Raw genomic sequence first — 26,516 nt, 5'->3', positions numbered from 1 at the left:
GCGATCCGTTTCCCCGGGGGCCTAGCCGATGAACCAGCTGTTGAACCGCTCGATCACCGGGTCGGCGTTCTCCAGCCAATAGGCGGCGTCGATCTGCAGCCCGGTCTCGATATTCGCCGGATAGGTCGGGCAGTTCTTGGCCACGTCCGCCGGGATGGTCTCGAAGGCCGCCGGCTGGACGATGCCGGCCGGGAAGAACTTGACCAGCTGCGCCATGCGCGCCGGGTCCGAGGCGAACTTGATTAGCTCGCGGCAGGCATCGGCATTGGGCGTGCCCTTCAGGATCGACCAGCCGTCGCAGCCCCAGATGTTCTGGTTCCAGACGATCTCGACCGGGGCGCCGGCCGCTTGCGCCGATTGCGCGCGCGACACCCAGGTCGAAAGCAGGTCGACCTCGCCCGAGATCAGCAGCTGTTCGGCCTGCGCGCCGCTGGTCCACCAGATGTCGGTGGCGGGCTGCACCTTGTCGAGCCGGGCGAAGGCGCGGTCCAGGTCCAGCGGATAGACCTGGTCCGCCGGCACGCCGTCGGCCATCAGCGCCTGTTCCAGCGTGTCATAGGGGTGGCGGCGCAGGGCGCGGCGGCCGGGGAACCTCTCGGGGTCCATCAGGTCCGCCCAGGAGGCCGGCGCCTCGCGCCCCTCGAAGGCGTCGCGGCGATAGGCCAGCACGGTGGTATAGACGTTGGTGCCGACCTGGTATTCGTTGCGGAAATGCGCCGGGATCGACTGGATCACCGCCTCGGCATCCAGGCCCACGGGTTCCAGATACTTGGTCTCGCCCGTGGTCAGTTGCAGCACCGCCGGGACCGAGATCTTGCCCATGTCCCAGGTATAGGTTCCGGTTTCCACCATCGAGCGGATCTGCGCGGTCGGCTCGGCCTGGGCCTGGGCGGGCACGACCTCGATCCCGGTCGCCTCGGTGAAGGGGCGATAGAAGATCTCGGTATAGGCCTGGGTATAGATGCCGCCGTCGTCGCGCACCACGATGCGGGTGGACTGGGCGCGCGCACCCGAGGGGCGCCAGATCGCCGGCGCGGCCAGCCCTGCGGCCGCCCCCAGCAGAAGGGTCCGACGCTTGATCGTCGGCATGGTGGGTTTCGTCATGTCACGTCTCTCCTGTTGGTTGGTCTTGTCGGGTGGTCAGGCGGTCGGGCCGATGACGCGGTCGCGGTTCATCAGCCCGTCGGGGTCGATGCAGCGTTTCAGCGCCCGCATCAGGTCGAGTTCGGGGCCGGCCTTGTAGCGTTCCATCAGCCCGATCATGGTCTGGCCAACGCCGTGCTCGGCGCTGAAGGTGCCGCCAAGCGCGATGGCGATGTCGTTGACCGCGTTGCGCAGCTGCGCCTCGACCGCCTGGCGGTCGGGCAGCGCCGCCCAGAGGTCATGCGCAAACAGCGCGATGAAATGGATGTTGCCGTCGCCGACATGGCCCACAACAGTCACGAGGATGCCGGGATGGACCTGCATCACCGCTTCCGTGGCGCGGGCGATGAATTCGGGGACGCGGGCCACCGGGACCGCCGTGTCCGAGGTGATGCTGACGCCGACCCGCGCATTCGATTCCGTCACGCTGTGGCGGATCGCCCACATCGCCTCGGCCTGCGTCAGGTTCTGCGCGATGCTGCCGTCCAGGACCAGCCCGGCCTCGAAGGCCTGTTCCAGGATCCCGACCATCAGCGTGTCGAGATCGGCTGCGGCGGTATCGGCCAGTTCGACCATCAGGTGCCAGCCCTCGCGCCCCTCGACCGGCGCGGTGTGGTTGCCGTGATCCAGCACATTGGCCAGCTGCTGGGCGTTCATCAGCTCAAAGGCGGTCAGGCTGCGCCCGGCATGGCGGCGGAACAGCTGCAAAAGCTCCAGCGCCTCGGCCGGCCCGGCGATGCGCAGCCAGCACATGCCGATCGCCGGGGTGGCGGGATAAAGCCGCATGACCGCGCCGGTGACGATGCCCAATGTGCCCTCGGCGCCGATGAAAAGCTGCTTGAGGTCATAGCCGGCGGTGTCCTTGTGCAGCGCCCGCATCATGTCCAGCACCCGGCCGTCGGGCAGCACGACCTCCAGCCCCAGCGTATTCGCGCGCGTCGTGCCATAGCGCAGCACCGCCGTGCCGCCGGCATTGGTGGCGATGGTGCCGCCCAGCTGGCAGCTGCCCTCCGAGCCGAGGCTGACCGGGTAAAGCAACCCCTCGGCCCTGGCCGCCTCTTGCAACTGGGCGATGGTGCAGCCCGCATCGGCGGCGATGGTCATCCCGAAGGGGTCGATGGCGCGCAGCTTGTTCAGTCGTTCGGTCGAGACGATCACCGGCAGGCGGTCGTCGGGTGTCGCCCCGCCGCACAGGCCGGTATTGCCGCCCTGCGGCAGCATCGGCCAGCCATGCGCATGCAGCAGCTTGGCCAGCGCCGCGACCTCGGCCGTGTCGCGCGGCTTGCAGACGCAAAGCGCGGGCGCCTGGAACTTGCGCCTTGCATCGGTGCAATAGCCCTGGATCTCGGCCGGACTTTCCAGCACGGCGCCGGGGCCGAGCAAGGCGCGGATCTCGTCCATCAGAAGCGTGCGCGAGGTCTCGTGCCGGATCGCAGATGTCATATGATTTCCTCCAGACCCTTTGGGGCGACATCTTCGCGATGCTTCGTCCGCAGAATCGTTCCTTCCGTTCTCCTAGCTTAAATTCTCGAGCAATGATAGAAAAATTTATCGTATAGGAAAAATTAAGTACTTTAGTGGAGAAACTTTATCCGCTAGACAGAGGGCAGGGGCTTTGACGGCCGCAGCAAAGGAGCGATCCCGATGAAAGATCTGAACGATGGCGGCGTGCTGGTGGTCGGTTGCGGCAGGATGGGCGGGGCGCTGCTGGACGGATGGATCGCGCAGGGCTTGCGGCCCGCCAGCCTGTGGATCGAGGATCCGCATCCCGGCGACAGGTTGCTGGCGCTTGCCGCGCAGGGCGCGCATGTCAACGCCCCCCGGCCTGCGCGGCCCGCGGTCGTGCTGCTGGCGGTCAAGCCGCAGATGATGGCGGGGGTGCTGGCGGGCCTTGCGGCGCTGCCCGCGGATGTGCCGGTGCTGTCGGTCGCGGCCGGGGTCTCGTTGCAGCAATATGGCGCGGTGCTTGGCGACCGCCCGATCATCCGGGCGATGCCCAACACGCCCGCGCTGGTCGGTCGCGGCATGACGGCGATCATCGGCAATGCCCATGCCGGGCCTGGGCACCTGGCGCTGGCGGTGCGGATGTTCTCGGCGGTGGGCGAGGTCGTCGCCCTTGAGGCTGAAGTCCAGATCGACGCGGTGACGGCGATTTCGGGCTCGGGCCCGGCCTATCTGTTCCTGTTTGCCGAGGCGCTGGAACAGGCGGCGCGCGGCCTGGGCCTGCCCGAGGCGCTGGCGCGACGGCTTGCCCGCGGCACGGTCGGCGGCGCGGCTGAACTGATGGTGGCCAGCGGCCGGGATGCGGCCGAGCTGCGCCACGAGGTGACGAGCCCGGGCGGCACCACCGCAGCCGGCCTTGCCGTTCTGATGCGGCCGGACGGCCTGTCCGAACTGGTCGCGGGTGCCGCAGAGGCGGCCCGTGACCGCTCGGTCGCCCTGGGGCGATAGGTGCCGGGCCGGTCTTGCCCGCGCCTTATCGAGGCCGCGCCGCTGCCCTATGTTTGCAGGGCATCAGGGCGCGGGAAAGTTCGGGGCAGGGGGAATTCGCGCGGGACAGGGATGCCGCGCAACGGATAACGTGACGTCGGGAATGCAAGGCTGGAGAGACATGCCGATCGTGAACCAGATTGGTGACATCGCAATGAGGCAGCGCCGCACGGCCCGTCCGCGCGGCGAACGGCCGCTGGAACTCGGCCCGCGGCTGAAGGCGCTGCGCAAGGGTCAGCAACTGACCTTGCAGGAGGTCGCGCGCCTGACCGGCGTATCCACCTCGGCCCTGTCCAAGATCGAGCGCAACGACCTTTCGCCGACGCTGACCACCTTGCAGCGCATCGCCAGCGGCCTTCAGGTCGAACTGTCGGCCTTGCTGGGTGACGAGCCCAGCCATGCGCCGACCACCGGCCGGCGCTCCATCGCCCGCGCTGGGCAGGGCGACAATCTCAACAATGCCACCTGCAACAACAAGCTGCTTTGCGCGGATATCAAGGACAAGTGCTTCACGCCCATCCGTACCGTGGTCAAGGCCCGCTCGCCCGAGGATTACGAGGCCTGGGGCGTTTCGGACGGCGAGATCTTCCTGACCGTGCTGAAGGGGGAACTGGTCATCCACAGCCGGATCTACGAGCCCCTGGTGCTCTATCCCGGCGACAGCATGTATTACGACGCCTCGACCGAGCATTGCTGGACCTCGCAGGGGGATGTCGATGCCGAACTGATCTGGGTGCTGGGCACGCGGACGGCCTGAGGGGGCCGCGGGCCGGCCGGTTGCCGGCGGACGGGCTCGCAGCGCGGCCAGGCCCCGCATTGCCGCGGCAGATCCGGCCTCTGCGCGGTGCGGCCCATGGCCCGACGCTCCCCGCGCTTGGCCGGCGCTGGCTGCCGGGGGATGCGAGAAGGCCGCCCCTTTCGGGACGGCCCAATGCTTCGCCAAAGGCGGGTCGTCGGCTTACATCATGCCGCCCATGCCGCCCATGTCGGGCATGCCGCCGGCCGGGGCCTTGGGCTCGGGCTTCTCGGCGATCATCGCCTCGGTGGTGATCAAGAGGCCGGCCACCGACGCGGCGTCCTCCAGCGCGGTGCGCACCACCTTGGCCGGGTCGATCACCCCGAACTTGAACATGTCGCCATATTCCTCGGTCTGGGCGTTGAAGCCGAAGGCCTTGTCCGAGGATTCGCGCACCTTGCCGGCCACCACGGCGCCGTCGACGCCGGCATTCTCGGCGATCTGGCGCATCGGCGCCTCCAGCGCGCGGCGGATGATGGCGATGCCGGCTTCCTGGTCCGAGTTCGCGCCGGCCAGGCCTTCCAGCGCCTTGGCGCCCTGCACCAGCGCCACGCCGCCGCCGACCACGATGCCTTCCTGCACCGCGGCGCGGGTCGCGTTCAGCGCGTCGTCGACGCGGTCCTTGCGCTCCTTGACCTCGATCTCGGTCATGCCGCCGACGCGGATGACGGCGACGCCGCCGGCCAGCTTGGCCACACGCTCCTGCAGCTTCTCGCGGTCGTAATCCGAGGTGGTCTCCTCGATCTGCTGGCGGATCTGCGACACCCGCGCCTCGATCTCGGCCTTCTCGCCGGCACCGTCGACGATGGTGGTGTTGTCCTTGTTGATCGAGATCTTCTTGGCGCGGCCGAGCATGTCGATGGTGACATTCTCCAGCTTCATGCCCAGGTCTTCCGAGATCACCTGGCCGCCGGTCAGGATCGCGATGTCCTGCAGCATGGCCTTGCGGCGGTCGCCGAAGCCCGGCGCCTTGACGGCGGCGATCTTCAGCCCGCCGCGCAGCTTGTTGACGACCAGCGTGGCCAGGGCCTCGCCTTCCACGTCCTCGGCCACGATCAAGAGCGGCTTTTGCGACTGGATCACCGATTCCAGCAGCGGGACCATCGGCTGCAGCGACGACAGCTTCTTCTCGTGCAGCAGGATATAGGCATCCTCCAGCTCGGCGATCATCTTGTCGGCATTGGTGACGAAATAGGGCGAGAGATAGCCGCGGTCGAACTGCATGCCCTCGACGACCTCGACCTCGGTCTCCATGCCCTTGTTCTCTTCGACGGTGATCACGCCCTCGTTGCCGACGCGCTGCATCGCCTCGGCGATCTGCTGGCCGATGAAGGCCTCGCCATTGGCCGAGATGGTGCCGACCTGCGCCACTTCCGAGCTGTCGTTGACCGGGCGGGCGGCGGATTTGATCGCTTCCACGACCTTGGCGGTGGCCATGTCGATGCCGCGCTTGAGATCCATCGGGTTCATGCCGGCGGCGACCGCCTTCATGCCCTCGCGCACGATGGCCTGGGCCAGCACCGTGGCGGTGGTGGTGCCGTCGCCGGCCTCGTCATTGGTGCGCGAGGCGACTTCGCGCACCATCTGCGCGCCCATGTTCTCGAACTTGTCGGAAAGCTCGATCTCTTTCGCGACCGAGACCCCGTCCTTGGTGATCCGCGGCGCCCCGAAGGACTTGTCGATCACCACGTTGCGACCCTTCGGGCCAAGCGTCACCTTGACCGCATCGGCCAGGATGTTCACGCCCTTCAGCATCCGGTCGCGCGCGTCGCTGTTGAACTTAACTTCTTTCGCAGCCATGTGGCTCACTCCTTCCTGAGCAGCATTCTTTGGTTGGATCCTGGGAAATGGCCGTCAGGCGGCCTTCTTGGCGCTGGCCGGGGCCTCGATCACGCCCAGCACGTCGCTTTCCTTCATGATCACCAGATCCTCGCCATCAAGCCGGATCTCGGTGCCCGACCACTTGCCGAACAGGATGCGGTCGCCGGGCTTGACGTCCAGGGGCGTCAGCGTGCCGTTTTCGCTGCGCGCACCCGGACCCGCGGCCAGAACCTCGCCTTCCTGCGGCTTTTCCTTGGCGCTGTCGGGGATGATCAGGCCGCCGGCCGTCTTTTCCTCGGCATCGATGCGGCGGACCAGAATACGGTCATGGAGTGGACGGAACGTCATATCGTTCTCCTCATGGACAAACAGATTGCGAGAGGTTCCTCCGCGCCGGCCAAGCGTCCGGCACGGGGTTCACGCGACCCTGCTGGCATCGCGCGACACAGGAATTGGCACGCAAGCCGGCGGTTTCAAGGGGTGGCGCGAAATATTTTTGGCACTCGCTGACATCGGCTGCCAACAGACTGATGCCTGCGTGCAATATTGTGTGATTCCAGTTGCCTCGGCCCGATGCAGGGGCTTGACCTGCGCCGGGACCGCGCCAAACTTTTCCTAGTGGGAATGGTTCGTTCAGACTGATGCCGAGGGTTTCATGACGGACACGTATCTCTCTGCCGCCCGCGATCTGGTGATCGAGGGGATGCGCGAAAGCCAGGTCGCCTTGTCGTCGGAGCTGGAGTATCACCTTGCCTCGACGCTGGCACATTACATGCATCGTCCCATCGCCCCCGACCGCCTGACGCTTCGGTTGATGGACGCGGCGCAGCGGCGGGCGAGAAAGGGCGAGTCGCGCCGGATCGGGGACGAATGCCTGATCTCCTGCGCCTTCTTCGCGGCGCGGCTGACGCGGCAGGGCGGCTCCATCGTCCATTATGCCGGCCTGGGGCAGAGCGCCTATGAGATCGCCGGGATGCCGGATGTGGCCCATGGCTTTCCCGACATGCTGGACGTGCTGCAAGCCAGCAGCCCGCATGTGGAAGAACGCCCCCTGCCGTCCAGGGACGGCGAGGCCGAGCAGGAACCCAGGATCCTGCTTCTGGCGCCGAGGTTCCGGCACTGAGCCCGGCGCTATTCCTCGGGGTCCGGCTCGGCTGCCTCGAGGATGGCGACCAGTTCGGCGACGCGGCCCCTGGGCAGGGGGCGCCCCTCGTTGATCATGGCCTCGTCGGCATTGAGCCAGCCCCAGGCCTCGGCCAGTTCCTCGACCGTGGCATCCGTCCGGCTGATCTGGGCGATCAGCGTCTCGTCGACCGGACCCAGAACGGCCCTGATGTCATCAAGTCGCATGGTTGCTTCCCGTGATCTTCTTGCGGCCTGCATCCGATAGATAGGGATCTTGCGGGCAGGGAGAAGGGCGCGCGGGCCCCTTGAAGCGTCGTTTCGCCACCCTAAATCGTGAATCGCCGGAAGCCTTTGACGGGTCCGGCAAGGCCGGGCGGACGCCAAGGCGTCCCACGGCGGAAAACTTGTACCCATGTTGCTCAACGGAGGATGTGGCTATGAGAACCACTTTCGACTTTTCCCCCCTCTATCGGTCGAGCATCGGCTTCGACCGGATGCTGAACGCGCTGGAAGCGGCAAGCCGGGTCGAGACCATCGACAACTGGCCGCCCTATGACATCACCAAGACCGACGAGAACGACTACCGCATCGCCATGGCGGTGGCGGGCTTTGCGCCGGATGAGCTGACCGTCACCCAGGAGCGCAACATGCTGGTGGTCACTGGCCAGAAGGCGGGCGAGGACAAGGGCCAGTACCTGCATCGCGGCATCGCCGAGCGCAGTTTCCGGCGGCGTTTCCAGTTGGCCGATCATGTGAAGGTGATCGGTGCCGATCTGGCGAACGGGCTGCTGACGATCGACCTGCGCCATGAGCTTCCCGAGGAAATGAAGCCGCGGCGGATCGAGATCGCGACGGCCAGGATTCCGGCCGAACCCGATCCGAAGCTGGTCGAGGGCGGCAAGCAGGCCGCCTGAGGCCTTTCATTCCCGCGATCCGCGCCTGGCGCCGGCATGGTCCGGCGCCGATGGCGACCTGTTGCCAATGAAGGAGGAAAACCATGAATGTCCGTGACCTGATTCCCTGGAACCGCAATGACAGCCAGCTTCCCGCCAGCTTCCGCGAGGGCGACCGCGATCCCTTCCTGTCGCTGCATCGCGAAGTGAACCGGCTGTTCGACGATGTCTTCCGTGGCTTCGGCCTGCCATCCGCCGGTGCGGTCCCCGCCTTTGGCGGCGGCTGGCCGAGTGTCGAGATCTCTGACAACGAAAGGGAGATCACCGTGACCGCCGATGTGCCGGGCCTCGAGGAAAAGGACATCGAAGTCCTGCTGAATGACGGCGTGCTGACCTTGAAGGGCGAGAAACGCTCGGAGACCGAGGACAAGGACCGGCAATTCTCGGAACGCTACTATGGTCGCTTCGAGCGCCGCATCCCGCTGGGCGCCGAGATCCGCGAAGACGGGGTCGATGCGCATTTCAGGAACGGCGTGCTGACCGTGACCCTGCCCAAGACGGAAAAGGCGCAGTCGCAGGTCCGGCGCATCGCCATCAAGAGCTGAGCCAAAGGCGGGCGCGGGGCGGGCCATGCCCGTCGCGCCCCGCCTTTCGCCCTGGGCCGCGCGACCCGCCAGCGGGCAGTCGGCGAGCTTGCATCTTGCGGGTCACGTGCCCGGGCCGTCCTTGTCGCAGGGGCCTTGCGGCCGTCAAGGCGACAGGAAGCCCGCCGGGAAAGAGGCGCGTGATCCGGGCTTTTCGGGCGCGGCGTGCCAGGTTCGACAGGCTTGATGGCCCGACGATCAGCCCGATCAGCCTTGTCCGGCCGCCGCCATTGTCCGATGCTGGCAGCATGACCGCGCCCTATTCCTTTCGGAACGATCCCCTGGTCCCGCGATTCGACGATTCCGTGCCGCTGGCCGTCATGGATGGGGAATGCGCCGTCTGCAGCTGGGGCGCGCGGATGATCCACCGGCTCGATCGCTCGGGGACGGTGCGGATATGCCCGGTGCAGACGCCACTGGGCAAGGCGCTTTTGCGGCATTACGGGCTGGAGGCGGAAGATCCCCCGAGCTGGCTGTTCATCGAGGACGGCATCGCGCATTCCGATTGCGATGCGCTCGTCCAGGCCGGGCGGCGGCTTGGCGGTCTCGGCAGGCTGGCCGCGCCGTTGCGGATCCTGCCACGCGGGCTGCGCAACTGGCTCTACCGCCGCTTCGCGCGCAATCGCTATCACCTGTTCGGCAGGTCGGACATGTGCGCCATCCCGGACCCGGCGTTCCAGCGAAGGCTGCTGCGCTGACCGGTCCGGTCATGGACGCCCGCTGCCGCGCATCGGGACGAAGCGCCGCCGCATCGTCATCGCCGCCGAGCGGATGAAGGCCGCCTCGGAAGGGCGCATCCCTGCGCGCCCAAGGCCGGCCCGGTGATCAAGTCTTGGCCGCGCTGCTCCAGGTCCGGCATCGGCCCGGATCGTCCTTGATCCGGCTCTCGCGACATTTGCTTGACGCTTGGCTATATCGTTACATACGAATGTATGCATCTCTATCATTCCCGGGGGAGAGCGGGGCGGCAGAGGCAAGCGGGGTGGAAACGAGGCCCCGGACAAGGGAGGGAAAGATGAACAGAACAGAACCAGGCCGCCTTGCGGCTCTGGCCGGAGGCGTGATGCTGACGGCAATCCTTGGCGCACAGCCTGCCAAGGCTACGAATGGCTATTTTGCCAATGGCTATGGCGGCACCTCGAAGGGGATGGCCGGGGCGGGCGTCGCGATCCCCACCGGCGTGCTGGGCCTGGCCCAGAACCCGGCCACGGGTACCGCCTTGCCGACGCAGGCAGGGATTTGCCTGACCGGCTTTCAACCCGAGCGCGGCTTCAGCATCGCGCCGGGCGGGCCGTTGGCCGAGGGTCGCCAGACCAGCGACAACAGCCTTTTCTGGATCCCCTGCGGCGGGTTCAACTACAATCTGGACGAGCAGAGTTCGGTCGCCGTCTTCATGTTCGGCAATGGCGGCATGAACGTGGAATACGGCACCAACCCTTTTGCCGGCCTTGCCCCGAAGGTGACCACCGACCCGCTGGGGATCAATCTCGAACAGGCCTTCATCAGCCTGAACTATGCCCGCAGGCTGACCCCCCGGCTGTCGGTGGGCCTGGGGCCGGTGCTTGCGGTGCAGCGGTTCAGCGCAACGGGGCTCGAACCCTTCGCCGGCATGTCCGTCCAGCCCGGCGCCCTGACCCATGGCGGTGACGATTGGTCGACCGGCCTGGGGATGTCGCTGGGCCTGATTTACCGGCTGGACAGCCAATGGAGCCTGGGTGCGTCGTGGCGCAGCCACATCGACATGCGGCCATTCGAGGATTACGCGGGCCTTTTTGCCGATGGCGGCGATTTCGACATTCCGGCGGTGGCGACGCTGGGCGTGGCCTTTCGCCCCTCCGGCAATCCCGGCCTGACGCTGACCGCCGAATATCAGCGCATCTTCTATGGTTCGGTCGAATCGCTGGCCAATAGCGGGGCGATGCTGGCCGCGCCGCTCGGCAGCGCCGGTGGACCCGGATTCGGCTGGCAGGACATGGATGTCATCCGCATCGCCGCCGCCCAGAAAGTGAACGACAGGCTGACGCTTCGCGGCGGCATCAGCCACGCCTCGAGCTTCATCGACGACGATGGCGAGGTGCTGCTGAACATCCTGGCCCCGGCCACGCCGCGCTGGCATGCCTCGATCGGGTATAGCTACAGGCTCAGCGAGCGGGCCACGCTGACCGGCAGCTATACCCATGCCTTCCACGAAACGGAATCCGGCGCCAACCGGACGCCGGGCCTTGGCCAGCAGACCACCCTGTTCATGGAGCAGGACGAGATCTCCATGGGCATCAGCTGGGATTTCTGAGCGCCTCGGGGGCACCCCTGCGGTGCCCCTTGCCCGTTCCGCTTGGGAAAGCTCCATGGCGGCCGTATCATGCGCGGCGGCGCCGATCCCCTGTCAGGGGCCGGCAGCCTGCATCACATCGTTGAACACCTGGTATTCATCGGCGAAATACCGTCGCAGCCGGTCGAGCTCGTCTGCGTCGTAGTGCTTCAGGATATTCCCGGCCGGAACCGGGTTGACATGCGCATGCCCCAGCTCCACCGGGCCGCCAAGAAGCCTTTGCGCGAAGCCCTCCAGGCTCGCCAGGGTTCCGACGGAACCGAGCCATTTCGACGCGGTGGCGGTGTTGGGGATGTGAAAGCGATAGCCGCGCCGGATATGGGCGATCGACCTGGTGGCGAAATCGACGGCCGAGGTTTCGTATTCCCCGTCCGACAATATGGCGTCGAGATAGGCGCGCGCGTCCCGGAAATGCAGGAAGGCGGTGGCCTCCTCGACGGTCCAGGGGCTCTGGTAGGTCGGGCGCCCTTGCCGCAGGCGCGACATGAACCCGCTGATGATGCGCTCCAGCGGGTCGCGCAGGACCAGGGATATCCTGATGCCGGGAAACGCCGCCCTGATCCTGGGGACGGTCCAGTCGTGGTGAAAGATCAGCGGGACGCGGGACGGTTCGGTCGAAGCCACCCTTTCGGCGGCCGCCCGGAAGGTCGTCCCGCCGGTCTTGCCGATGTGCAGATAAGCCCTTGTGCGGTCACGCCCTTCGGAAATCTGCCTGAGGATGAGGGGGTCGTCGGTCATGGCGTCCTGGGAATCGGCGTTCCGGGAAACCCTGCTTCGGGACCATTCGTCCATCAAGCTGGCGTTGCCGGCCCGAGCAAAACCTTGCGCATCTGCCCGGGCCGTTTGGGCAGGAACGGGCCGTTCGATTCCCGGCCGGCTGCCGCTGGCGCGGCCGGCGCGCTAAGCTTGCAGGCATGGGAACGACGCTTTTTTTGTCCATGACGGCGCTTGCCGCGTTTCTTGTCGGTATCGACCGCAAGGGCGCAATCCGTCTGCTGGCCTTTGGGCTTGGCGGTATGGCTGCGGCGGTGGCGCTTTGGGTGATGATCGCGCTGATTGCGGTCTATCGGCCCTTCTGACGTCGCCCGGCTTGTATCGGCGCGACTTCTGGCGCATGGCGGCGGTGCCGGGCGCGCTTGTCGCAGCCAGGGGCCGGAACCGGCGGCGATGTTTTGTCCGGTCCTGAAATTACTAAGATATTTCAAAGAGTAATGGCGGAGAGGGTGGGATTCGAACCCACGGAACCCGTGAAGGCTCAACGGTTTTCGAGACCGCCCCGTTCGACCACTCCGGCACCTCTCCGCGCTTTCGGGTGGTGGCGGCGATTTAGACGGGCGGGGGTTGAAGCGCAAGGGCCTTCGCGTCAAAACCGCGAAAAATTTGTCTTGCGGGGGAATCATGGGCGGAATGCGCAGGGCCGGGAGGATCGCCAGCTCCAGGAAGCCGCAGCCATGCCGCTGCTGATCGGACCGCTGGCCCATCCGCTTCTGCGCGCCCGCCTGGCCCCGCAGGCGGCCGAGGCCGGTTCGCTGCAAGGCCGGCTGGAAGGCGGCGGGCTGGCCGGGATCGCCGCCGATGGCTGGCCGCGGTTTGCCGCCGGCGACGAAGACCTGCCGCTGTGGCAGGCCGACTGGACGCCCGCCCTGCGCCGCTATGCCGAGATCTTCGGACTGGTGCCGCAGAGCCATCATGGCCGGGAACTGCTGGGCCTGGGCGAGGCGGCAAGCGATGCGCCCGAATGGCAGCCGGAGCTGGCCGCTGCCATGGCGGACCGGCTGCTGGCCCTGCCCGCGGATCGCCCGGCCGGGGCGATCCGCAAGCGCCTGCCGATGATCGCGACCTGGCTCGCCTCGCGCCGGCGCGCCGCGGCCGAAACCGCGGATCTGCCGCATGTCGGCCCGGCCGCATCCGAACGGGTCAGGATGGAGCCGGTCGAGGAACCCTATGCCGAATATTTCTCGGTCGAGGCGATCCGGCTGAGCCAGCACCGCAATGATGGCGGCTGGACCGATCCGCTGGCGCGCGCCGTCTTCGTCTCGGGCGATGCGACGGTGGTGCTGCCCTGGGATCCGCTGCGCGACCGGGTGATGCTGATCGACCAGCTGCGCGCCGGGCCCTTGGCGCGCGGCGATGCCCAGCCCTGGCTCTACGAGACCGTGGCCGGCCGCGTCGATGCCGGCGAGACGCCACAGCAGGCCGCCCGGCGCGAGGCGGTGGAAGAAACCGGCATCGCGATTTCCCGCCTTTTCGCCGCGCCGCACAACTATCCCAGCCCCGGCGCGGTGGCGGAATACCTGTATCTCTATGTCGGCATTGCCGACCTGCCCGACGGCAGTGCCGGCCTTGGCGGGCTTGCGACCGAGGACGAGGATATCCGCTCGCACCTTGTCCCGCGCGCCGAGCTGACGCGCATGGCGCTGGCGGGCGAGATCCGCAACGGGCCGCTGCTGAACCTGGCGCTGTGGCTGGAATTGCGCCACCAGGACATTCGCCGCGAACTGGTGCAGGAAGGCAAGACGGTTCCCGCGGGGTTGCCGCCGTCATGGGGCGACGTGTAAACCGGGCGAGAACATCCTGCGAAAGGCCAAGCCCATGCGCATCTGCCCCGACCTCGCCTCTGCCATCGGCAACACTCCCCTGATCCGGCTGCGTCGCGCCTCGGAAGAGACCGGCTGCGAGATCCTGGGCAAGGCCGAGTTCATGAATCCGGGCCAGTCGGTCAAGGATCGGGCCGCGCTCTACATCATCAAGGAGGCGGTGGCGCGCGGCGAGCTGAAGCCGGGCGGCACCATCGTCGAGGGCACGGCGGGCAATACCGGCATCGGGCTGGCGCTGGTCGGCGCCTCGATGGGCTTCCGCTCGGTCATCGTCATCCCCGAGACGCAGAGCCAGGAGAAAAAGGACATGCTGCGCCTGGCCGGTGCCGAACTGGTCGAGGTGCCGGCGGCGCCCTACAAGAATCCCAACAACTACGTGCGCTATTCCGGCCGCCTGGCCGAGGAACTGGCGCGGACCGAGCCGAACGGCGCCATCTGGGCCAACCAGTTCGACAATGTCGCCAACCGCCAGGCGCATCTGGAAACCACCGGCCCCGAGATCTGGGAACAGACCGGCGGCCGCGTGGACGGTTTCATCTGCGCGGTCGGTTCGGGCGGCACGCTGGCCGGCGTCGCCATGGCGCTGCAATCCAGGGGCGTGAAGATGGGCCTGGCCGATCCCGAGGGCGCGGCGCTTTACAGCTTCTATACCGAGGGCAAGTTCGACGCGCCCGGCTCGTCGATCACCGAGGGCATCGGCCAGGGCCGCATCACCGCGAACCTGGAAGGCTTCACGCCCGATTTCGCCTATCGCATCCCGGATGCCGAGGCGCTGCCGGTGATCTTCGACCTGCTGGAATATGAAGGGCTCTGCCTTGGCGGCTCGTCGGGGGTGAACGTGGCCGGCGCGATCCGCATGGCAAAGGACATGGGGCCGGGCCACACCATCGTGACGGTGCTTTGCGACTATGGCACGCGTTACCAGACCAAGCTGTTCAACCCCGAATTCCTGCGCGCCAAGGGCCTGCCGGTGCCGGAATGGATGGCCCGCAGGCCGGCCGACCTGCCCGAGGTCTATCAGGACTGAAGCGAACCATGCCCCGATTTGCCGCGCTGCCCCGGCTTGCCTTGCTGATCCTTGCGCTGTTCCTGGCGCTCGGCCAGCCCGTTCTGGCCCAGCCCGAGCAGGAGGCGCCGAATCTGACCGCCTGGAACAAGCTGGCCGACCAGGCCGAGCAGATCCTGGAATCCGGCTCGGCCAACGATGTCCGGTTGCAGACCATCCGCGACGAGGTGGTGAAATGGCGCGAGCGGCTGAAGGCGGGCCAAAGCGTCAACGCCACCCGCATCGCCACGCTCAAGGACCAGATCGCGGCGCTGGGGCCGGCCCCGGCCGAAGGCCAGACCGAGCCCGAGGAGATCGCTGCCCGTCGCAAGGAACTGGGCGAACAGCTTGCCACGCTGCAGGCACCGGGGCTGCAGGCGGTCGAGGCCTATGGCCGGGCCGACGGCATCGTGGCGCAGATCGACCAGACCCTGCGCGCCCGCCAGACTTTCGCGCTGATCCGCAAGACCCCCTCGCCGCTGAACCCGGCGCATTGGGGGCCGGCCGTGGCCGAGGCCGGCCATGTCGCAAGCCGCATCTATGCCGAGGCGCGGGGGCGCTGGGACAGCACCGCCGTCTCGTCGGACCGTGCCGAGCGGCTGGTCGTTGCCGTGGTGCTTCTGGTGGCGCTGCTGCTGTTGTCGCGCGGCCGGCGCTGGGTCGATTCGCTGCCCTCGCGGCTTTCGGCCCGCGCCAGCGAACGGTCGCGCGCGGCGCTGGTCTTCGGCGTCTCTCTGGGCCAGATCGCCATCCCGATGTTCGGGCTGATCCTGTTCGCCTCGGCGTTGGTGCTCTCGGGCCTGTTCGACGAATGGGGCCTGCCGCTGGTGATGTCGCTGGTGGGGGCGGGCGTGTCCTTCTTTGCCGGGCTGTGGCTGGCGCGGCGGCTGTTCCCGGCGCCCGACACCGCCGTCGAGCCGCCCTTGCCGATGAGCGAGGAGCGCCGCGCCAAGGCGCGCTTCCGGGCGACGCTTCTGGCCGCTGCCCTGGCGCTGCATCAGCTTTTCTCGCGCTCGATCCTGCCGCTTTCGGGCTTTCACAGCCAGAATGACAGCGACACCGTTCCGCAGCGGCTCAGCGAGGCCTCGGCCGGGGTGTGGCATTTCCTGCTGGTGCTGTTCGGCGCCTTCTGCCTCTTGCGGCTGTGCAACATGCTGCGCGGCCTGCGCCAGCCCGAACCGGCCGATACGCCCGATTACCGCATCCGGGTGGTGAATTTCCTGGCGATGATGGGACGGCTGGTGGCGGTGGCCGCGCCGGCGCTGGTGGCGGTCGGCTATGTCACCGCGGGCAATGCGCTGCTTTGGTCCTCGGTCATGACGCTGGCGCTGGTCGGGCTGCTGATCATCCTGCAGGATTTCATCGCCGATCTCTACGCCCTGGCCAAGGGCGGCGACCGTTCGGCGCGCGATGCGCTGATGCCGGTGCTGATCGGCTTTGCGCTGATCCTGCTGTCGCTGCCGGTTTTCGCGCTGATCTGGGGTGCGCGGGCCAGCGACCTGGCAGAGGCATGGACCAGGGCGCAGCAGGGTTTCTCGCTGGGCGGCGTGCGGCTGTCGCCGATGGCGCTGCTGACCTTCCTGATCGTCTTTGCCATCGGCTATTTCCTGACCAATTTCGTGCAGGGTGCCTTCCGCAGCTCGATCCTGCCCAAGACGAAACTGGATGCGGGCGGGCAGAACGCCGTCACCTCGATGATCGGCTATGTCGGCGTGGCACTGGCGGCGGTCTTTGCCGTGACCTCGGCCGGGATCGACCTGACCTCGCTGGCCTTCGTTGCCGGTGCGCTGTCTGTCGGCATCGGTTTCGGCATGCAGCAGGTGGTGTCGAATTTCGTCTCGGGCATCATCCTGCTGGTCGAGCGGCCGATCGCCGTCGGCGACTGGATCGAGGTTGGCGGCCAGCAGGGCATCGTCAAGAAGATGGCGGTGCGGGCCACGCAGATCCAGACCTTCGACCGCACCCAGGTGATCGTGCCGAATTCGAACCTGATCACCCAGCCGGTGACGAACTGGACGCGCGGCAGCCTGGCGGGGCGCATCATCGTGCCGATCACGGTGGGGGTGACGGCCGACAGCCGGCAGGTGGCCGCGCTTCTGCGCGAGATCGCCGAGGACCAGCCGACAGTGCTGGTGAACCCGCCTCCTGCGGTCCTGTTGCGCAGCATCACGCCGACGGGGCAGAATTTCGAACTGCGCGCCGTGCTTTCCGACATCAACGGCGGCGCCTCGATCGTCTCCGAGATCAATCACCAGATCCTGGAACGCTTTGCCGCGGCGGGGATCGTCCTGCCCGGCAGCGTGCGTGGCGCGCAGGACGTCTACCTGCACCAGGCCGAGGGAGAGGCGCCCGCCGCCCTTTCCCTTGCCGGCCCGCAGGACCAGCAGGATCGCAGCTAGTTGAGAAGCGCGCGCCGCGCCTTGCGCTTCTTCGTTCGCCAAATACCCCTGGCGCCTAACGGCGCAGGCCGCTGGGCGGTTCCTGTTCGGGCAGGCCCTCTTGCGACAGCATGATCGCCACCGGGCGCAGCCAGGGGATCTGGGCGCAGACGATCATGATCGCCACCATGATCGGCACGGCCAGGAAGGTGCCGGCGATGCCCCAGACCACGCCCCAGAAGGCCAGAGACAGCACGATCCCGAACGAGGACAGCCGCAGCGTCTGGCCCAGCAGCATCGGGTCGAAGACATTGCCGATGATGAACTGCACCGCCACGGTCAGCCCGCCCACGGTCAGCGTCACCGCCGGGTCGCCGGTCTGCGCCAGCACCATGGCGATGGTGATGACCGTGGCGGCGATCGAGCCCAGGGTCGGGATGAAGTTCAGGATGAAGGTCAGCATGGCCACCGCCCCGGCCAGGTCCAGCCCCTGCACCCGGAAGATCGTCCAGATCAGTGCCGCCGTGACCGCGCTGATCGCCGCCTTGACCACCAGGTAGCGGTTCACCCGGCGCATGATCTTGTGGACCGTCTCAAGCACCTGCCGGGCCTGGTCCGGGTCGCCGGTCAGGCGCTCGATCTTGATTGGGAACCAGATCCGCTCGCTGAACATGAAGCCGACGAAGGTCAGGATCAGCACCGAGCCCGAGATCAGGTTCGAGGCCTGCGCCGCCGCCGAGCGTATCCAGCCGGCGAAATCGATGCTGCCCATGAAGGTGCCGATCGCCTCCTGCACGTTCGGCCCCCAGCGCTGGCTAAGCCGCGCCAGCGCCGCCTGCGCCCGGTCGGCATAGACGATCGAGGTCGAGACCACCTCGTTCACCTGCGCCACCACCGCCGTCGCGGCCCAGAGCAGGCCCACGGCAATGGCGATCAGCGCCAGGGTGGTGGCCAGCCAGTTCGGCACCTTCAGCCGGGCAAAGGCCGAAATCGCGTCGCTGGTCAGCGAGAAGATGATGATCGCCAGCACCAGGCAGATCAGGATGAAGCGCGCCTGCACCAGCAGGAACAGGATCAGGCCAAAGGCGATCACGCCCAGAAAGCCGGTCTGCAACCGCTCGCTCAGATGCGAGTCCCGCCCGTCCAATCGCGTCCCCTCATGCTTTCCGGTGCCGGGGCGCGGCCTGCGTGCGCGCCCCGGCCATGTCTCAGGTTTCGGCCTCATCCTCGCCATTCTCGGCGATGCGGGCAACAGAAACCACTTCCTCGCCCGGCGCCGTGTTGAAGACGCGCACGCCGCCGGCGGAGCGCGAGCGGAAGCTGATGCCGTCCACCGGTACCCGGATCGACTGGCCGGTCGAGGTGGCCAGCATGATCTGGTCGTCGCGGTCCACCGGGAAGCTGGCGACCAGCGGTCCGCCGCGCATCGCCTTGTCCATGGCCATGACGCCCTGGCCGCCGCGGCCGCGCACCGAATAGTCATGCGACGAGCTGATCTTGCCGGCACCGCGCGCGGTGATGGTCAGGATCAGATCCTCGGCCGCCGACATCTCGGCATAGCGTTCCTGGCTGATCGCGGTCTCGGCGACGGCATCCTCATCCTCGTCGGCCTCGGCGCCGTCGTCCAGCGCGCCCTCGACGGCGCGGCGCATCTTCAGATAGGCGGCGCGTTCGGCCGGATCGGCCTCGAAATGCCGGATCACCGACATGCTGACCACGCGGTCGCCGGGCGCCAGGCGAATGCCGCGCACCCCGGTCGAATCGCGGCCCTTGAACACCCGCACATCCGTGGTCGGGAAGCGGATCGCCCGGCCGGCGGCGGTGACCAGCATCACGTCGTCATTCTCGGTCGCCATGCGGGCGCCGATCAATTCCACCCCCTCGGGCAGCTTCATGGCGATCTTGCCGTTGCGCATGACATTGGCGAAATCCGACAGCGCGTTGCGGCGCACGTCGCCTTCCGAGGTGGCGAAGACCACCTGGTAGTCGTCCCATTCGCTTTGCGGCGCATCGACCGGCATCAGCGCGGCGATAGAGACACCGGGCTGGATCGGCAGGATGTTGACGATGGCCTTGCCCTTGGCGGTGCGCCCGCCCAGCGGCAGCCGCCAGGTCTTCATCCGATAGACCATGCCGTCGGTGGTGAAGAACAAGAGCTCCGTGTGGGTATTGGCGACGAACAGGGTAGTGACCACGTCGTCTTCCTTCGTGGCCATGCCGGACAGGCCCTTGCCGCCGCGCCGCTGGGCGCGGAACTCGGCCAGGGCCGTGCGCTTGATATAGCCGCCCGAGGTGATGGTGACGACCATGTCCTCGCGCTCGATCAGATCCTCGTCGTCCAGATCGCCCGCCCAGTCGGTGATCTCGGTCCGGCGCGGCACGGCGAACTGGCTTTTCACCTCGCGCAGCTCGTCCGAGATGATGCCCATGATCCGCTCGCGCGAGGCGAGGATGGCCAGGTATTCCCGGATGGAATCGGCCAGCGTCTTCAGTTCGTCGGTGACTTCCTGCACGCCCAGCTGGGTCAGGCGCTGCAGGCGCAGTTCCAGGATGGCGCGGGCCTGGGTCTCGGACAGGTTGTAGGTGCCGTCCTCGTTGACCGGATGCAGCGGATCGTCGATCAGCTTCAGATATTCCACGATCTCATGCGCCGGCCAGCGCCGGGTCATCAGCCGCTCGCGCGCCTCGGCGGCATCGGCCGAGGAGCGGATGGTCGCCACCACCTCGTCGACATTGCTGACCGCCACGGCGAGGCCGCACAGCACATGCGCGCGCTCGCGCGCCTTGCGCAATTCGTAGGCGGTGCGGCGCGCCACCACCTCCTCGCGGAAGGTCAGGAAATGGGTCAGGAAGTCGCGCAGCGTCAGCTGCTCGGGCCGGCCGCCGTTCAGCGCCAGCATGTTGGCGCCGAAGCTGGTCTGCATCGGGGTAAAGCGGAACAGCTGGTTCAGCACCACCTCGGCGGTGGCGTCGCGTTTCAGCTCGATCACCACCCGCACGCCGACGCGGTCGGATTCGTCCTGGACATGGGCGATGCCCTCGATGCGCTTTTCCTTGGCCAGTTCGGCGATCTTCTCGATCAGGCTGGCCTTGTTCACCTGGAAGGGGATCTCGTCCAGGATGATGGCCTGGCGGCCGGCGCGGGTCTCCTCGATCCGGGTCTTGGCGCGCAGCACGATGCTGCCGCGCCCTTCCAGATAGGCCTTGCGCGCGCCCGAGCGGCCCAGGATGATGCCGCCGGTGGGGAAATCCGGGCCGGGCACGATCTCCAGCAGCCGCTCGGTCGGCAGGTCCGGGTTCTCGATCAGCGCCAGCGTGGCGTCCACGACCTCGCCCAGGTTGTGCGGCGGGATGTTCGTGGCCATGCCGACGGCGATGCCGCCGGCGCCGTTGACCAGCATGTTCGGGAAGCGCGCCGGCAGGACGGTCGGCTCGCGGTCCTTGCCGTCGTAGTTGTCCTGGAAATCGACGGTGTCCTTGTCGATATCCATCAGCAGATAGGCCGAGGGCTTGTCCATCCGCACCTCGGTATAGCGCATGGCCGCCGGGCTGTCGCCGTCCATGCTGCCGAAATTGCCCTGGCCGTCCAAAAGCGGCAGCGACATGGAAAAGTCCTGCGCCATCCGCACCAGCGCGTCATAGATCGAGGCGTCGCCATGCGGGTGATACTTACCCATGGTGTCGCCGACCGGGCGGGCCGACTTGCGATAGGGCTTGTCATGGGTGTTGCCGGTCTCGTGCATGGCGAAGAGCACGCGGCGATGCACCGGCTTCAGCCCGTCGCGCAGGTCGGGAATCGCCCGGCTGACGATCACCGACATGGCATAGTCGAGATAGGAGGAGCGCATCTCGTGCGCGATGTCGATCACCGGGCCGTCGTGATGCATCACGGCGCGCTCCGATCCGCCGTTCTCGGGGGTATCGTCGTCGTTTTCAGGGATGTCAGCCACGGGGGAAACCTCAAGATCTTGTTGGGCATGGGTCTATCCCATACCCGCCTTGGGTGCAATCTTGACGGGCCGCCCCGGCGCGGGAATTGCGGCTCAGGCCAGCCCGGCCTCGCGCCTGCGGCCGCGGACCGAGGCCAGCCACAGCGCCGAAAGCCCGGCCGAGAAGATGGCGTTCCAGCCGGCCATGGAAATGCCGAACAGGCTCCAGGCCACCTCGTCGCAGCGCACGACCGGCGCTTTTTCCAGCGCCGCCATCAGATCCTGCGTGGACATGCTGGCCAGGCCTGACACGCCGCCCGAGCAATGCTGCGGCCCTTGCCAGACCTGCAGCTCGACCCCGGCGTGATAGATGGCAAGGCCGGTGGCGCAAAGCGCGGCGATCAGCCCCAGCGCCGCCAGCCAGCGTTTCCAGCCGAAGAACCAGATCAGCCCGCCGATGATCGCGGCCACCAGATGCGGCCAGCGTTGCAGGATGCAGAGCTCGCAGGGCGCATAGCCCAGGCCCTGGAAGGTCAGCGCGGCGGCCAGCAGCGCGGCGGAACCGGCGCCGGCGGTGACGGCGATATGCTTGCTCGAAAATCCGTTCATGGCTTCCGGTTAGGACCGCGCGCGGCGGCCTGCAAATGCCAATCGCGTGAACTCAATGCGGCTTCCAGGTGACGACGCGGTAAAGATAGATCGCCACCACGGCCACCACCACCAGCTTGGACAGCGGATCGACCCAATCCGCGACCAGCGCATAGTTTTCATGCAGCATCAGCCCGGCGAATGTCAGCACCCCGGTCCAGAGCGCGCTGCCGATCACGGTATAGAGCAGGAATTTCCACATCGGCATGCGCGCCAGCCCGGCGGGAACCGAGATCAGTGTCCGAATGGCCGGGATCATGCGGCCGAAGAACACCGCCATGGCGCCGTGGCGCTGAAACCAGTCATGCGCCGCGTCGATATCCGCGGGTGAGAGCGTCAGCAGCCGGCCATGACGGGCGGCGAAACGCTTCAGCCGCTCCTCGCCGAACCACAGGCCGATGTAATACCACATCAAGGTGCCCAGCACCGAGCCGATGGTGCCGACCAGGATGGTCAGGGTCAGCGACATGCGGCCGCTGCCGGCCAGGAAACCGGCCAGCGGCATGATCACCTCGGAGGGGATGGGCGGGAAGACGTTCTCGGCCACCATGAGCATCAGCACGCCGAGATAGCCCCAGCTCTCGATCGTCGAAACCACCCAGTCGAACATGGCTGCCCCTTTCGTTTCGGGACGTGCTGCGGGCTGGGGCCGGAACTGTCAAGCCCGCGCGCGTGTTGCGCCATGGCGGGGTTGCGATAACCTTGGCAGGCGGGACCAGCGGCAGGGAGGACGGCGCGATGGAATGGCGGGGCAGGCGCGGCAGCCGGAATGTCGAGGATCGTCGCGGCATGGGCCGGGCGGCGGGCGCCGGCGGCATGGGCGTCGTCGGGGTTCTGGTGGTGCTGGCGGTGGGGTATTTCTTCGGCATCGACATCTCGCCCATCGTCGGCGCGCTGGACGAGGGCGGCCGGACCGGCGAGCCGCGCGAACTGACGCAGGAGGAGCGCGAGATCGGCCAGTTCGTCTCGGTGGTGCTGGCCGATACCGAGGAGGTCTGGGCCGGCGTGCTGCCCGACCAGGCCGGCGTGTCCTATCAGGATCCGGGACTGGTGCTGTTCTCGGGCGCGGTGCAATCGGCCTGCGGCGGCGCCTCGGCGGCGATGGGGCCGTTCTATTGCCCCGGCGACCGCAAGGTCTATCTGGACACGGATTTCTTTCGCGTCATGGCCGGCAAGATGGGGGCGGGCGGCGATTTCGCCTATGCCTATGTCATCGCGCATGAGGTTGGCCATCATGTGCAGAACCTGCTGGGTACGCTTTCCGAGGTGAACGGGCTGCGCGCGCGGCTGGGCGAGCGCGATGCGAACCGGCTGTCGGTCGCCACCGAATTGCAGGCGGATTGCTATGCCGGGATCTGGGCGCGCCAGGCCAGCGAGCAGTTCGGCAGCATCGAGGAGGGCGACATAGACGAGGCGATCAATGCCGCCGCCGCGGTGGGCGACGACACGCTGATGGAAAGTGCCGGCCGGGCAGTGGTGCCCGATGCCTTCACCCATGGTTCGGCCGCCGAGCGCCAGGCCTGGTTCAAGCGCGGCTTCGCCTCGGGACAGATGGGACAATGCGACAGTTTCGCGGCCGTGGGGAACTAGGGCGGCGGCGCGGGTGGCGCGGCCGCAGGGGTATTTGCAGAACGAAGAAGCGTAGGGCAATGCCCTTGGCGGGGTGGCCGCCGGAATATTCGGGGAAACGGTGAAAGACGGTGCCGCGGCGGGGTGCGCCAACCTGTCGCGGCGGGGTCTGGGGCCAGGTCAGGGGCGCTGCAGCTGGATGCCGCGCGGGCGTTCGGTGGTGGCCCAATCGGGCCAGAGCCCGACATGTTCGAGCCCGGCAAGCAGCAGGCCGGCCGCGATGACGGCAAGAACCAGCTTGACCCTTTGCGCGCTTGGCGGGTTTCGTGCCCAGCGAGAGGCCCGGATCAGCCAGATGAGGTTGTTCATGCGCCCGTTCCTTTGCTAGTGCTGCCCCCGGAAACCGAAAATGCGCCGGGACGCCCTCTTGCCTCAGCATAGCGACAGCCGAATCCTGCCCTATACCGCCGACCAGATGTATGCGCTGGTGGCCGATATCGAAAGATACCCCGAGTTCCTGCCCTGGAACACCGCCGCGCGTATCCGGGCGCGTCGGCCCGGCGCCTCGGGCAGCGAGGTGGTCGAGGCCGACCTGGTCATCAGCTTCAAGGTGTTTCGCGAACGCTTCGGCTCGCGCGTGACGCTGTGGCCCGAGACGAAGCGGATCGACACCGAATATCTGGACGGGCCCTTCAAGTACCTGCGCAGCGGCTGGAGCTTCGCCGACCTGCCGGAGGGCGGCTGCAAGGTCGAGTTCTTCGTCGATTTCGAGTTCCGCAACGCCATCCTCGGCAAGGTGATCGGCGTGGTCTTCGGCGAGGCGATGATGCGCATCGTGCGCGCCTTCGAGGATCGCGCCAAGGCGCTTTACGGCGCCTGACGCGCGTTTTGCCAGATGGCGTGGTCGGCGGCCAGGGCGGTGCGCAGCCGCGCCTCGGCCTCGGGCGGCAGGTCGGTGACGGCGGGGGGCGAGACATTGCTGCGCCGCAACTCGATCGGCTTGCCCAGGCGTTGTGTCAGGAATTGCGTCAGTGCCGGCATCGCCTCGTAGCGGAAGATGTGATCGACTGCGATCTGGCCGTCATCGTCCACCAGAAAATCGGATTGCCGGCCCAGCCGGGCATGGGCGGGGCGTTCGCCGGGGCGCAGGTAATCGTCCACGAAACGCTGGAAGCTGACAAGGGCGGTGCTGTTCGGATGGCCGATCAGCTCGTCGCGGGCGCGAAAGCGATACCAGCTGCGCAGCCAGTCGAGCGGCTCGCGGATCACCGCGACGGTTTCGAACGCGGGCTCGCCCAGCGGCTCGAGCAGCGGCCGGATGCGGGCCAGATAGTGCCGCAGGTTCAGGTGCTTGATCTCGGGGCGGCTGCGAAAGACGATCTCGGCCCTGGGCGCCAGCGCCTGTTCCAGCGCCGTCGTCCCGGTCTTGGGCACCGACAGAAGCACGAGGCGGGGCTGGAGAAAGATCAGCATGAGAGGGACATGAACACGGCCATGCCGCCGCTTAGCGGTCCCGGCCGGTGCTGGCAAGGCGGGCCGGGATACGGCCCGCCCGCTGCGGCATCAGATCACGCCGAAGGCGCGCATCGGCTCGGCCACGCGGATGAAGCCGGCGATGTTGGCGCCGATGACGTAATCGCCCGGCGCGCCGAATTCCTCGGCCGTGCTGTAGCAGCTGTCATGGATGTCGCGCATGATCTCGGCCAGCTTGGCCTCGGTTTTCTCGAAGGTCCAGCGGTCGCGCGAGGCGTTCTGCTGCATCTCCAGCGCCGAGGTGGCGACGCCGCCCGCATTTGCCGCCTTGCCGGGCCCGAACTTGACGCCGGCCTGCTGGAAGGTGCGGATCGCCTCGGGGGTGCAGGGCATGTTCGCGCCCTCGCCGACCGCGGTCACGCCGTTCTTGACCAGCTTCGCGGCATCCTTGCCGGTCAGCTCGTTCTGCGTGGCCGAAGGCATGGCGACCTCGCAGGCCACGTCCCAGATCGAGCCCTCGCCGGATTTCACGAAATAGGCGCCGTTGCCTTCGCCCTTCATCCGCACGTATTGCGAGATGCGGCCGCGGCGCACTTCCTTGATTTCCTTGAGGAGGCCGAGGTCGATGCCGCCCTCGTCCACGATATAGCCCGAGCTGTCCGAGCAGGCGATGACCTTGCCGCCGAATTCCTGCACCTTCTCGATGGTGTAGATCGCGACATTGCCCGAGCCCGAGACCACGACCGTCTTGCCGTCGAAATCGGTGCCGCCGGTCTTCAGCATGGCCTGGGTGAAATAGGTGTTGCCGTAGCCGGTCGCCTCTTTGCGCGCCAGCGAGCCGCCGTAGAACAGGCCCTTGCCGGTCAGCACGCCCGCCTCGTAGCGGTTGGTCAGGCGTTTGTATTGCCCGAACATGTAGCCGATCTCGCGCGCGCCCACGCCGATGTCGCCGGCGGGCACGTCGGTATATTCGCCCAGGTGGCGGTAAAGCTCGGTCATGAAGCTTTGGCAAAAGCGCATGATCTCGCCGTCCGAGCGGCCCTTGGGGTCGAAGTCCGAGCCGCCCTTGCCGCCGCCGATGGGCAGGCCGGTCAGCGCGTTCTTGAAGATCTGCTCGAAGCCCAGGAACTTGATGATGCCCACGTTCACCGAGGGGTGGAAGCGCAGCCCGCCCTTGTAGGGGCCCATGGCCGAGGAGAACTGCACCCGGAAGCCGCGGTTGATCTGCACGCGGCCCTTGTCGTCGGTCCACGGCACGCGGAAGATGATCTGGCGTTCGGGTTCGCAGATGCGCTCGATCAGCGCGTCTTCCAGGTAGTCGGGGCGCTTGGCGACGACGCGGCCAAGGCTTTCCAGAACCTCGCGCACGGCCTGGTGGAATTCGGGCTCGCCCGCGTTGCGGCGGACCACCTCCTCATAGATGGGGGCAAGCTTGTCGTCGATCTGCGGCATGTCGCGGAATCCTTTCCCTTGGGGTCGGAGGGCTCCTTAGCCCAAGGTGCGGGCAGTTTGAATGGGGCAAGAGCAATATTCGGGCAAAATGCCCGTTTTTTTGGCGTAACGTCGGCGGGCGTTGGGAATAATCCCATGAATATCAGTGGTTAGCGCGATTGCCTTCTGCCCGTTGCCAAGGCAG

General features: G+C 67.2%; 26 protein-coding genes and 1 tRNA gene. 13 read left to right on the top strand and 14 right to left on the bottom strand.

What is annotated here, in order from left to right; translation table 11 throughout:
* Positions 1-21: 21 nt before the first annotated feature.
* Positions 22-1,104, bottom strand: coding sequence for an ABC transporter substrate-binding protein (locus tag ACNKFW_RS18370; RefSeq protein WP_024845751.1), 1,083 nt, complete (start codon positions 1,102-1,104; stop codon positions 22-24).
* Between the two features lie 36 nt (positions 1,105-1,140).
* Entirely contained in the window at positions 1,141-2,586 is a 1,446-nt protein-coding gene (locus ACNKFW_RS18365; protein ID WP_147428727.1) for an FAD-binding oxidoreductase, read from the bottom strand.
* A gap of 201 nt (positions 2,587-2,787) precedes the next feature.
* On the opposite strand from ACNKFW_RS18365, the gene proC reads away from it, so the two are divergent.
* Together proC and ACNKFW_RS18355 are read left to right on the top strand one after the other, a co-directional pair.
* Positions 2,788-3,594 carry a pyrroline-5-carboxylate reductase gene (proC, locus tag ACNKFW_RS18360; RefSeq protein WP_081750599.1) on the top strand — a complete coding sequence of 269 codons (807 nt, stop codon included), beginning with the start codon at positions 2,788-2,790 and terminating at the stop codon, positions 3,592-3,594.
* Positions 3,595-3,754: 160 nt separating this feature from the next.
* Complete coding sequence (locus tag ACNKFW_RS18355; protein ID WP_024845748.1) at positions 3,755-4,390, top strand: helix-turn-helix domain-containing protein; 636 nt, start codon at positions 3,755-3,757, stop codon at positions 4,388-4,390.
* Between the two features lie 201 nt (positions 4,391-4,591).
* On the opposite strand, the gene groL is transcribed toward ACNKFW_RS18355, so the two are convergent.
* Complete coding sequence (gene groL / locus ACNKFW_RS18350; RefSeq protein ID WP_024845659.1) at positions 4,592-6,229, bottom strand: chaperonin GroEL; 1,638 nt, start codon at positions 6,227-6,229, stop codon at positions 4,592-4,594.
* Between the two features lie 54 nt (positions 6,230-6,283).
* Complete coding sequence (locus tag ACNKFW_RS18345; protein WP_147428728.1) at positions 6,284-6,598, bottom strand: co-chaperone GroES; 315 nt, start codon at positions 6,596-6,598, stop codon at positions 6,284-6,286.
* Positions 6,599-6,905: 307 nt separating this feature from the next.
* Between ACNKFW_RS18345 and ACNKFW_RS18340 the strand changes: the two genes are divergently transcribed.
* A complete protein-coding gene (locus tag ACNKFW_RS18340; RefSeq protein WP_024846104.1) occupies positions 6,906-7,373 on the top strand; it encodes a hypothetical protein in 468 nt (155 codons plus the stop codon).
* Positions 7,374-7,381: 8 nt separating this feature from the next.
* On the opposite strand, the gene ACNKFW_RS18335 is transcribed toward ACNKFW_RS18340, so the two are convergent.
* Positions 7,382-7,600, bottom strand: coding sequence for a hypothetical protein (locus ACNKFW_RS18335; RefSeq protein WP_147428729.1), 219 nt, complete (start codon positions 7,598-7,600; stop codon positions 7,382-7,384).
* A 212-nt stretch (positions 7,601-7,812) separates the two neighbouring features.
* Here ACNKFW_RS18335 and ACNKFW_RS18330 point away from each other — a divergent pair, with 212 nt between their 5' ends.
* The 4 genes from ACNKFW_RS18330 (at position 7,813) to ACNKFW_RS18315 (ending at position 11,202) form a co-directional block, all read left to right on the top strand.
* On the top strand, positions 7,813-8,289 hold the full coding sequence (locus ACNKFW_RS18330; protein ID WP_024846106.1) for an Hsp20 family protein: 477 nt from the start codon (positions 7,813-7,815) through the stop codon (positions 8,287-8,289).
* Between the two features lie 83 nt (positions 8,290-8,372).
* Complete coding sequence (locus ACNKFW_RS18325; RefSeq protein WP_147428730.1) at positions 8,373-8,873, top strand: Hsp20/alpha crystallin family protein; 501 nt, start codon at positions 8,373-8,375, stop codon at positions 8,871-8,873.
* A 179-nt stretch (positions 8,874-9,052) separates the two neighbouring features.
* Positions 9,053-9,610, top strand: a complete 558-nt coding sequence (locus tag ACNKFW_RS18320) for a thiol-disulfide oxidoreductase DCC family protein (protein ID WP_409928280.1) — start codon at positions 9,053-9,055, stop codon at positions 9,608-9,610.
* Between the two features lie 317 nt (positions 9,611-9,927).
* Positions 9,928-11,202: an OmpP1/FadL family transporter gene (locus ACNKFW_RS18315; protein WP_167521702.1), complete on the top strand. Its 1,275-nt coding sequence runs from the start codon at positions 9,928-9,930 to the stop codon at positions 11,200-11,202.
* A gap of 93 nt (positions 11,203-11,295) precedes the next feature.
* On the opposite strand, the gene ACNKFW_RS18310 is transcribed toward ACNKFW_RS18315, so the two are convergent.
* Positions 11,296-11,979, bottom strand: coding sequence for a hypothetical protein (locus tag ACNKFW_RS18310; RefSeq protein ID WP_333484105.1), 684 nt, complete (start codon positions 11,977-11,979; stop codon positions 11,296-11,298).
* 200 nt (positions 11,980-12,179) lie between these two features.
* Between ACNKFW_RS18310 and ACNKFW_RS18305 the strand changes: the two genes are divergently transcribed.
* Positions 12,180-12,320, top strand: coding sequence for a hypothetical protein (locus ACNKFW_RS18305; RefSeq protein ID WP_155984402.1), 141 nt, complete (start codon positions 12,180-12,182; stop codon positions 12,318-12,320).
* Positions 12,321-12,453: 133 nt separating this feature from the next.
* Here the strand turns inward: ACNKFW_RS18305 and ACNKFW_RS18300 are convergent.
* A tRNA-Ser gene (locus ACNKFW_RS18300) sits at positions 12,454-12,543 on the bottom strand.
* Between the two features lie 149 nt (positions 12,544-12,692).
* Here ACNKFW_RS18300 and ACNKFW_RS18295 point away from each other — a divergent pair.
* Genes ACNKFW_RS18295 through ACNKFW_RS18285 form a run of 3 tightly spaced genes read left to right on the top strand, consistent with a single transcriptional unit; the run spans position 12,693 to position 17,282 of the window.
* Entirely contained in the window at positions 12,693-13,799 is a 1,107-nt protein-coding gene (locus ACNKFW_RS18295) for an NUDIX domain-containing protein (RefSeq protein ID WP_024844955.1), read from the top strand.
* A gap of 34 nt (positions 13,800-13,833) precedes the next feature.
* Positions 13,834-14,865 carry a cysteine synthase A gene (locus tag ACNKFW_RS18290; protein WP_024844954.1) on the top strand — a complete coding sequence of 344 codons (1,032 nt, stop codon included), beginning with the start codon at positions 13,834-13,836 and terminating at the stop codon, positions 14,863-14,865.
* Positions 14,866-14,873: 8 nt separating this feature from the next.
* Positions 14,874-17,282, top strand: a complete 2,409-nt coding sequence (locus ACNKFW_RS18285; RefSeq protein ID WP_024844953.1) for a DUF3772 domain-containing protein — start codon at positions 14,874-14,876, stop codon at positions 17,280-17,282.
* A 55-nt stretch (positions 17,283-17,337) separates the two neighbouring features.
* Here the strand turns inward: ACNKFW_RS18285 and ACNKFW_RS18280 are convergent, their stop codons facing one another.
* The 4 genes from ACNKFW_RS18280 to ACNKFW_RS18265 all read right to left on the bottom strand — a co-directional run bounded on the left by ACNKFW_RS18280 (position 17,338) and on the right by ACNKFW_RS18265 (position 22,448).
* Complete coding sequence (locus ACNKFW_RS18280; protein WP_024844952.1) at positions 17,338-18,408, bottom strand: AI-2E family transporter; 1,071 nt, start codon at positions 18,406-18,408, stop codon at positions 17,338-17,340.
* 61 nt (positions 18,409-18,469) lie between these two features.
* Positions 18,470-21,211 carry a DNA gyrase subunit A gene (gyrA, locus tag ACNKFW_RS18275; protein WP_208852031.1) on the bottom strand — a complete coding sequence of 914 codons (2,742 nt, stop codon included), beginning with the start codon at positions 21,209-21,211 and terminating at the stop codon, positions 18,470-18,472.
* Between the two features lie 93 nt (positions 21,212-21,304).
* A complete protein-coding gene (locus tag ACNKFW_RS18270) occupies positions 21,305-21,799 on the bottom strand; it encodes a disulfide bond formation protein B (RefSeq protein WP_028710478.1) in 495 nt (164 codons plus the stop codon).
* A 52-nt stretch (positions 21,800-21,851) separates the two neighbouring features.
* Positions 21,852-22,448, bottom strand: coding sequence for a DedA family protein (locus ACNKFW_RS18265; protein WP_024844949.1), 597 nt, complete (start codon positions 22,446-22,448; stop codon positions 21,852-21,854).
* 128 nt (positions 22,449-22,576) lie between these two features.
* Between ACNKFW_RS18265 and ACNKFW_RS18260 the strand changes: the two genes are divergently transcribed.
* A complete protein-coding gene (locus ACNKFW_RS18260) occupies positions 22,577-23,428 on the top strand; it encodes a neutral zinc metallopeptidase (RefSeq protein WP_024844948.1) in 852 nt (283 codons plus the stop codon).
* A 159-nt stretch (positions 23,429-23,587) separates the two neighbouring features.
* Here the strand turns inward: ACNKFW_RS18260 and ACNKFW_RS18255 are convergent, their stop codons facing one another.
* On the bottom strand, positions 23,588-23,776 hold the full coding sequence (locus ACNKFW_RS18255; RefSeq protein ID WP_024844947.1) for a hypothetical protein: 189 nt from the start codon (positions 23,774-23,776) through the stop codon (positions 23,588-23,590).
* A gap of 58 nt (positions 23,777-23,834) precedes the next feature.
* Between ACNKFW_RS18255 and ACNKFW_RS18250 the strand changes: the two genes are divergently transcribed.
* Positions 23,835-24,287 carry a type II toxin-antitoxin system RatA family toxin gene (locus ACNKFW_RS18250; protein ID WP_147429175.1) on the top strand — a complete coding sequence of 151 codons (453 nt, stop codon included), beginning with the start codon at positions 23,835-23,837 and terminating at the stop codon, positions 24,285-24,287.
* Here ACNKFW_RS18250 and ACNKFW_RS18245 read toward each other — a convergent pair.
* Positions 24,275-24,880, bottom strand: a complete 606-nt coding sequence (locus tag ACNKFW_RS18245; RefSeq protein WP_147428733.1) for a gamma-glutamyl kinase — start codon at positions 24,878-24,880, stop codon at positions 24,275-24,277. The two genes, ACNKFW_RS18250 and ACNKFW_RS18245, sit on opposite strands and share 13 nt — an antisense overlap.
* Positions 24,881-24,970: 90 nt before the next feature.
* Positions 24,971-26,332 (bottom strand): NADP-specific glutamate dehydrogenase, encoded by a 1,362-nt coding sequence (gene gdhA, locus ACNKFW_RS18240; RefSeq protein WP_024844944.1) that lies wholly within the window; start codon positions 26,330-26,332, stop codon positions 24,971-24,973.
* Positions 26,333-26,516 lie beyond the last annotated feature (184 nt).

The organism is Paracoccus sp. TD-10, from assembly GCF_048270675.1.
In the GTDB taxonomy this organism is placed as follows: domain Bacteria; phylum Pseudomonadota; class Alphaproteobacteria; order Rhodobacterales; family Rhodobacteraceae; genus Paracoccus; species Paracoccus pantotrophus.
The sequence above is the reverse complement of the archived record's forward strand: the minus strand, read 5'-3'. Positions and strand labels throughout refer to the sequence as shown.